Source organism: Staphylococcus sp. HMSC62B09, assembly GCF_001839115.1.
GTDB classification, from domain to species: domain Bacteria; phylum Bacillota; class Bacilli; order Staphylococcales; family Staphylococcaceae; genus Staphylococcus; species Staphylococcus haemolyticus.
The window spans coordinates 108460-115984 of sequence record NZ_KV840158.1 but is presented as its reverse complement, the minus strand read 5'-3'; the positions used below and the strand labels follow the sequence as shown (position 1 = coordinate 115984).

Here is a 7525-nt window from a genome sequence, read left to right as displayed (position 1 = left end):
CTTTTGCCGCTACTTTTTCTTCTTCTGTCGCATTCGGCGTATTATTAATAGCTTCTTTTTTTGCAGTTACAGCATCGTCAATTGCTTTTCTTGCTGCTGCTTTCTTAACCGTATCAGGAAGAATTCCAGAAATTATTGTAGTGTTGTTGGTGGTTGCTTCATCTACTGCGTTATTTGTAGTTGCAGCATCAATTGCAGCCTTTGCTTGTTTAGCCGCTTCATCAATTTTGACTAAAGCTACATCTTTCTCTTCTTGAGTAGCCTCATTGTTATTATTTACTAATGCCTTTTGATTTAAGACCGCTATATCAATCGATTGTTTAGCATCTGATTTTTTTACTATTTCTGGTTGAATATTATTAATTGCACTAATACCATGCGCTTGAAATTCATCAACACCATCATTTGTGGTAGATTGGTCTATGAGTCTGTCAGCTTTTCTAACTTCATCTGTTACCCTTTGAATTGCTGCATCTTTTTCTTCTTGTGTTGCATCACTCAATTGATTAATTAAAGCTTTTTTCGCTTCAGCTGCTTGTTCTATAGCCTTTTTACCATTTGCTTTTTTTGTAACAACCGCATCAATAGTATTAATAATATCTATACCATTAGTTTGCGCTTGATCTACATTATTGTTTGATGTAGCTTGATCAATTAAAGCTTTTGCTTTATTTGCTTCTTCAGTAGCTTTATTCATTGCTACCTCTTTTTCTTCTTGTGTCGCATCATAATGACCGTCAATGTATACTTTACGTTGGGTTAAAGCCGCTTCAATTGCTTGTTTAGCTTCATCTTTTTTAGTAGCGGTTACATTAATTAAATTGATTTGAGAGATACTGCTTTCTTTTAGTGGAGCGATATCATTACTAATAGTTAATTTATCAATTTCAGCTTTATTCTCGTTATATTTATTTTGTAATTTGGTTAAAGCAACTTGTTTTTCTTCAGTTGTAGCTTCAGTATTACTATTGATAACACTTTCTCTAGCTTTAGCTGCTTTATCTATATCAAATTTAGCTTTTGCTTTCTCTAAGTTTAATAATAAGTTATTGATTTCTGCTTGGTTCTTTCTATCGGTTAATGGTGTAGCATCTGTTTCATTTTTTACAACCTTTGCACTTGTGAGTGCTGATTGTAGATTGTTCCATGCTTCTGTAGAATAATTACTTTGATTAACCTGACCAAGTTCAGTTTCAATTTCACTTATTTTACTATTAATGGCATCTTTATACATATTGACAGTTACAGATTGCGTTGGAGCTATTGTACTACCTTGTCTTTGATCACTCTCAGTAATAATAAATTCATTATTACCACCATATCTTAAGTAGTTGTTGTCACCAGGTGTTTGCACAGCAAAGTCTCTTGAACCATTTTTACGGTTCATGTTAATACCTTCAGTTTGATAAATTAGATTCGCATTAAAATCCTTTTTAATTGGAACTGTAGTAGGTATTGATACAGTATAAGAAATATTTCGAGTAGTATCAGTATCTATTGGATTAATATTAAGCGTAAGTTCTCTAGTACCTTCATTAAATGTACCAGTTGCATTCTCAGCTGAGACAAAAGTCACCCCTTCAGGTAATACAACTTTATATTGTGTTTTGTTAGAACTAGAGTGACCTTTGTTCTCAATAGAAACTTTTAATTTAGCATTTACAACAGGTGAACTATCAGATGTAGAGTTAGCTTGGTATTCAGTTTGAACTGCACTCACTTTTAAATAAGCACCAGTATTAACAGAAACATCCGCAACTACACCACCACCAAAGTTATTAGGACCTTTAAGTAAACGATGTCCATTATAAGTGTCATGACTGACATTCACTAAAGACTCAAATTGTAATCTGATCCTTGAAATGTTTTCAGGTACATTAAAAACACCTTTAAAAATACCGAAAGCTTGGTTACTTGTTTTAGGCGTACCTTTATACAATAATGTTGATGGATTATTAGCATCATATATATACATGCGTGCACTATTAAACCCAGAAATATTACCTATTGAGGAACCTAAGTAATGAAATTGTAATTCAGAACCAGGTGTAACATCGATATCTTGATATATCGGTCCTACACTATTATCTGGTCTTCCGTAAGATAAATTATCGCTATACTTAGATAATACAGCACCAATTTTATTATTGGTCTTATCGAATGTGATATAAGTGTATGATGGTAAGACTTTTGGTCCCCATACTAATGGTATTTGTGTTTGTTGGCTATTGACTACTTTCCATCCAGGAATCTTACTTGCTTCATCCATTGCAGATTCTGTATTTGCTGTTGGAATTTCAGCTCCGTTAGATGTATCAGTAAAGTTACCGTTAACGACTTGACCTGAGTTTGTTTCATTAATAGCCATTGGGTCTTGTTGTGTTTGAGTATTTGAAGTTACATCATTAGCATCACGTTTCGCTCGTTTGTGAACTGTTGTCGCTTTACTATCCTTATTGGATTTATTATTCTCTAGAATTGGTTGATTTGTATCAACATTATTATCTTTATCTTTGTCAGATATTTCAGTGCTATTTATATTTTCTGAGCTATTTGTAGTTTGAGTTTTATTTGGAACTTCAGTAGTCTCACTAACAGCCTCTCTATTTAAAGTAGTATTATCATCTGTCTTAGATTCACTTTTAGATGAATCTTTAATAGCATCTGGTTGATGTTGATTTAAGTTTTCCGTATTTTTTGATTCAGTAATTTTTGGTTGAGCTAATTGACTATGCTCATCTAATTCAGCTGCATGTCCTGTGTGAGTGATAAATGCTAGAGTAGCAATCACTGTTGAGAACGTCCCAACTGTAAATTTACGTATACTGAATTTTTGTTTTTTAAATAGATTCATTAAATATCCTCCTTGTAGTCTGATCTTGATGTCTTTGATTTAATGAATTTGTCAAAATATAGTCTGTACACTATTTGACCACTTACGAAATTATTCTATCACTATTGATTATTGTACGCTAGTGTATATTTAATTATTCTTTTAAAAATATTATAAAATATGATCACAAAAAAAGAGACTGACATATTAGTCAGTGATATGCTCCCTTCAAAGTAGACATTGAAAAAATGAAAAACTTTGAAGGGAGCTTTTTTATGACAAGCCATCCTAAAGTAGATGTAGACTTACTACTATATATATTTCAAGAATATGAAAAAGGTGTTTCATTCCAGTATTTAATCGATACATTAAAAATAGATACTGAAGGAAAAGAGATTAAAAAACAATCTCCTAAATCTGAGGTGTATATCATGAAAGCAAGACAAACCACATTCGAAGAACGTGTCGCAATTGTTGAATATTACTTAAATCACAAACAATCTTATAGAGAAGTTGCAGAACACTTTAATATCACATACGGCCAAATTTATCAGTGGGTCCAAAAATATCAAGCTAATGGAAGTGATGGATTAGTAGATGGCCGTGGCAAAGGCAAACCGCAATCTATATTGACATCAGAAGAGCAAAAAGAAGCAGAAATCAGAGTATTAAAAGAACGTAATCGATTACTAGAAATGGAAAATAATGTTTTAAAAAAGTACAACGAATTAGAAAGGGAGATGATTCGTAAAGACAACAAATCACGTCGTACAAAACAAGCGAAACGTTAAAGAATCAATATCCGATTCGACAATTATGTCATGTATTAGGTATTTCTAGGTCAAGTTATTATAAGTGGTGCCATCGTAAACCTACTAAACGAGAAATGGACAATGAACAACTTAAACAAAACATTGAAACCATTTATCATAAGTATAAGGGCATATATGGATATCGCCGTGTTTATATCTATATTAGAAAATATTTAAATAAAAAAGTAAATTACAAACGTGTTTACCGTTTGATGAAAACACTCAAATTAGCTGCAGTAATACGATTTAAGCGCAAACCTTACCGTCGTTCAACACCACAAATTACAGCAGTCAATATACTCAATCGCCAATTTGAAGTTGCATCACCGAATACAACTTGGTTAACAGATGTCACAGAATTAAAATCAAAGATGGTCGTAAAATTTATCTAAGTGCTATTTATGATCTAGGGACTAAGCGAATTGTTAGCTATGAATTAGACTTATCTAATAATAATATGTTAGTTTTCAGCACATTGGAGAAAGCAGTCCAACAAGTTCAAAATACCAAAGGTATATTGTTTCAAAGTGACTGTGGTTTTCAGTATACTTCCAAGTTATTTAAATATAAGTTAGAACAAAACGGTATGTTTCATAGTATGTCTCGTGTTAGTAGATGTATAGATAGTGATCCTATGGTATGGGTTTGGGGGACGATTAAAAGTGAGATTTTCAAAGGCAACAAACGATTTATTTTTAATAATGTTGAAGAGGCAAAGCAACAAATAGAAAAATACATTCATTTCTTTAATACAGAAAGAATCACATTAAAAATGGCCGATTTTGTCTAAAAACAAAATCAACCATTCATTTTAATTATTTAATTGTCTACTTGACTGGGTGCAGTTCACAGCCTCTTAATGTTAATTAGATGCTATCAATAACTGTACCTTCAGTACCCCACTCATTCATGCCACCTTCAACATTAATAGCATGTACACCTTGATCTTCTAAATATTTTACAACTTTTGCACTACGCATTCCTGCGGCACAAATAATATAATATGTTTCACTTTTATTAAAATGATTTAAGTTGTCAGGAATTTGATCCATAGGAATTGTTTTAGCTCCAGGAATGACTCCCATTGTAGTTTCTTCATCTGTACGAACGTCCACAATATTCACTGGATTAGATTCTAATACTTTTTCTTTTAATTGATCTACTGTAATAGATTCCATTATTAAAACTCCTTATATTATTATTTTGCAACGATGTTAACAAGTTTTTGAGGGACTGCAATTACTTTTTTAATGTCTTTACCCTCAATCGATAGTTTAACATTTTCATCTTGTAATGCTAATGTTTCCATTTCATCTTTAGAAGTATCTTTAGGAATATTTAATTTTGCTCTTACTTTGCCGTTCACTTGTACTACAATTTCAACCTCTGAATCTACAAGTAATGATTCATCATATGTTGGCCATGGTTGATAAGTAATAGTGTCTTCATTACCTAAACGGTTCCATAATTCCTCACCAATATGTGGCGCAATTGGAGCCAGCATTTTTACAAAGCCTTCAGCATATGGTTGATAAATCGTTTCTGCTTTATAGCAATCATTAATAAATACCATTAATTGACTTATCGCAGTATTAAAGTTTAATGTGTTGAAGTCTTCTGTAACTTTTTTAACAGTTTGGTTATAAACTTTATCTAATCCATTATCATTATTTTCAACTATTTTATTTGATAATGAACCGTCTTCATTGATGAATAGTCTCCAAACACGGTCTAAGAAACGTCTTGAACCATCAAGACCATTTTCACTCCAGGCAATAGCTGCATCTAATGGTCCCATAAACATTTCATATAATCGCAATGTATCAGCACCGTGTGAATCTACAATATCATCTGGATTAACTACGTTGCCTTTAGACTTACTCATTTTCTCGTTACCTTCACCAAGTATCATACCTTGATTAAATAATTTTTGGAACGGCTCTTTAGTAGGTACTACACCTAAATCGTAAAGAACTTTGTGCCAGAATCTAGCATACAGTAAGTGAAGTACAGCATGTTCTACCCCACCAATGTATAAATCTACTGGTAACCAGTGTTTTAATTTTTCTGGGTCAGCTAACATATTACTATTATGAGGATCGATATATCTTAAGTAATACCAGCAACTTCCTGCCCATTGTGGCATAGTATTAGTTTCACGACGACCCTTCATGCCTGTCTTTTCATCAACAACATTCACAAACTCATCGATATTAGCTAATGGAGATTCACCTGTACCAGAAGGTTTAATCTCATCAGTTTCTGGTAGTAAAAGTGGTAATTCTTCTTCTGGAACTGTAGTCATAGTACCATCTTCCCAATGAATAACTGGTATTGGTTCACCCCAATAACGTTGTCTGCTGAATAGCCAATCTCTTAATTTATAATTTACTTTTTTCTCTCCAGCACCATTCGTTTCTAGTAATTCAATTGCTTTAGCAATAGCCGCTTCATTATCTAAACCATTAAGTTCTCCTGAGTTAACATGTTGACCTTCACCAGTATATGCCTCTTTTTGCACATTGCCGCCTTCAATTACTTCGATAATAGGTAAATCAAATTTAGTTGCAAACTCGTGATCACGTTCATCATGCGCGGGCACAGCCATGACTGCGCCTGTACCATAGCTAGAAAGTACATAATCCGCAATCCAAATTGGTAATTGCTCACCTGATAGTGGATTTATAGCATAAGCACCTGTGAAGACACCTGATTTATCTTTGGCTAAATCTGTTCGTTCAAGGTCAGATTTTTTAGATGCGTCTTCTTGATATTTTTTTACTTCTTCTAATTTATCTTCAGAAGTAATAACATTTACGAGATCATGTTCCGGACTTAATACTAAGAAAGTTGTACCGTAAATTGTATCTGGTCTCGTTGTAAACACATCAATACTAGCATCTTCATTTTCAATTTTAAAAGAAACACGCGCACCTTCTGAACGTCCAATCCAATTACGTTGCATGTCTTTAATAGATTCTGGCCAGTCAAGTTCATCTAAATCTTCTAATAATCGGTCAGCATATTCTGTAATTTTTAATACCCATTGCTTCATAGGTCGTCTATATACTGGATGTCCTCCACGTTCAGAAACTCCATCAACAACTTCTTCATTAGATAGAACAGTTCCTAACGCTGGACACCAGTTGACAGCAACTTCATCTACATAGGCTAAACCTTTATTATACAGTTGGATAAAAATCCATTGTGTCCATTTGTAATATTCAGGGTCAGTAGTATTTACCTCTCTATCCCAATCATAACTGAAACCTAATTCTTGTATTTGACGTTTAAAAGTTTGAATATTTTGCTTTGTAAATCCCCTAGGATCATTACCAGTATCTAATGCATATTGTTCGGCAGGTAATCCAAAAGCATCCCATCCCATTGGATGAAGTACATTATAACCTTGCATACGTTTATATCTAGACACAATATCAGTAGCTGTGTAACCTTCTGGATGCCCTACGTGTAAACCTGCTCCAGATGGATAAGGGAACATATCTAATGCATAAAATTTCTTTTGTCCTAGATTATCACTCGTTTTAAACGTTTTGTTGTCTGCCCAATAATTTTGCCATCTTTTCTCAATTTCCTTGTGATTATATCCCAAATCTTTTTCCTCCTATAAATAAAAAAACACCTCAAACTATTATTTATTAAAGGGACGACTTTTAGCCGCGGTACCACCCTAATTCACAAAAATTGTGCACTTTATAATAGTAAGAGATGTTTATAATTTAATCGAATAACGGTAAGTTCACTTAATTCTTAACACTAGTTCTCACCACCACTAGCTCTCTGATGAAAAGTACTTAAGTTACTACTCCAATACATTTTAATATTATGAGATTCAAGCACTAATTGCAAGTGGTAGTTA

The 7525-nt window shown here is 33.2% G+C and carries 3 protein-coding genes, 1 pseudogene and 1 other annotated feature; of the genes and pseudogenes, 1 reads left to right on the top strand and 3 read right to left on the bottom strand.

Annotated features, from left to right (window positions below):
• The coding region (locus HMPREF3265_RS10450; protein WP_141764280.1) for a SasC/FmtB family protein at positions 1–2854 on the bottom strand (2854 nt) is incomplete at its 3' end.
• 227 nt (positions 2855–3081) lie between these two features.
• Here HMPREF3265_RS10450 and HMPREF3265_RS12290 point away from each other — a divergent pair.
• Positions 3082–4435: pseudogene (locus HMPREF3265_RS12290) on the top strand (IS3 family transposase).
• Between the two features lie 76 nt (positions 4436–4511).
• Here HMPREF3265_RS12290 and HMPREF3265_RS10435 read toward each other — a convergent pair.
• On the bottom strand, positions 4512–4823 hold the full coding sequence (locus tag HMPREF3265_RS10435; RefSeq protein ID WP_070861645.1) for a rhodanese-like domain-containing protein: 312 nt from the start codon (positions 4821–4823) through the stop codon (positions 4512–4514).
• A gap of 20 nt (positions 4824–4843) precedes the next feature.
• Entirely contained in the window at positions 4844–7258 is a 2415-nt protein-coding gene (gene leuS / locus HMPREF3265_RS10430; RefSeq protein ID WP_070861644.1) for a leucine--tRNA ligase, read from the bottom strand.
• A 47-nt stretch (positions 7259–7305) separates the two neighbouring features.
• Positions 7306–7491, bottom strand: a binding site (T-box leader).
• Positions 7492–7525 lie beyond the last annotated feature (34 nt).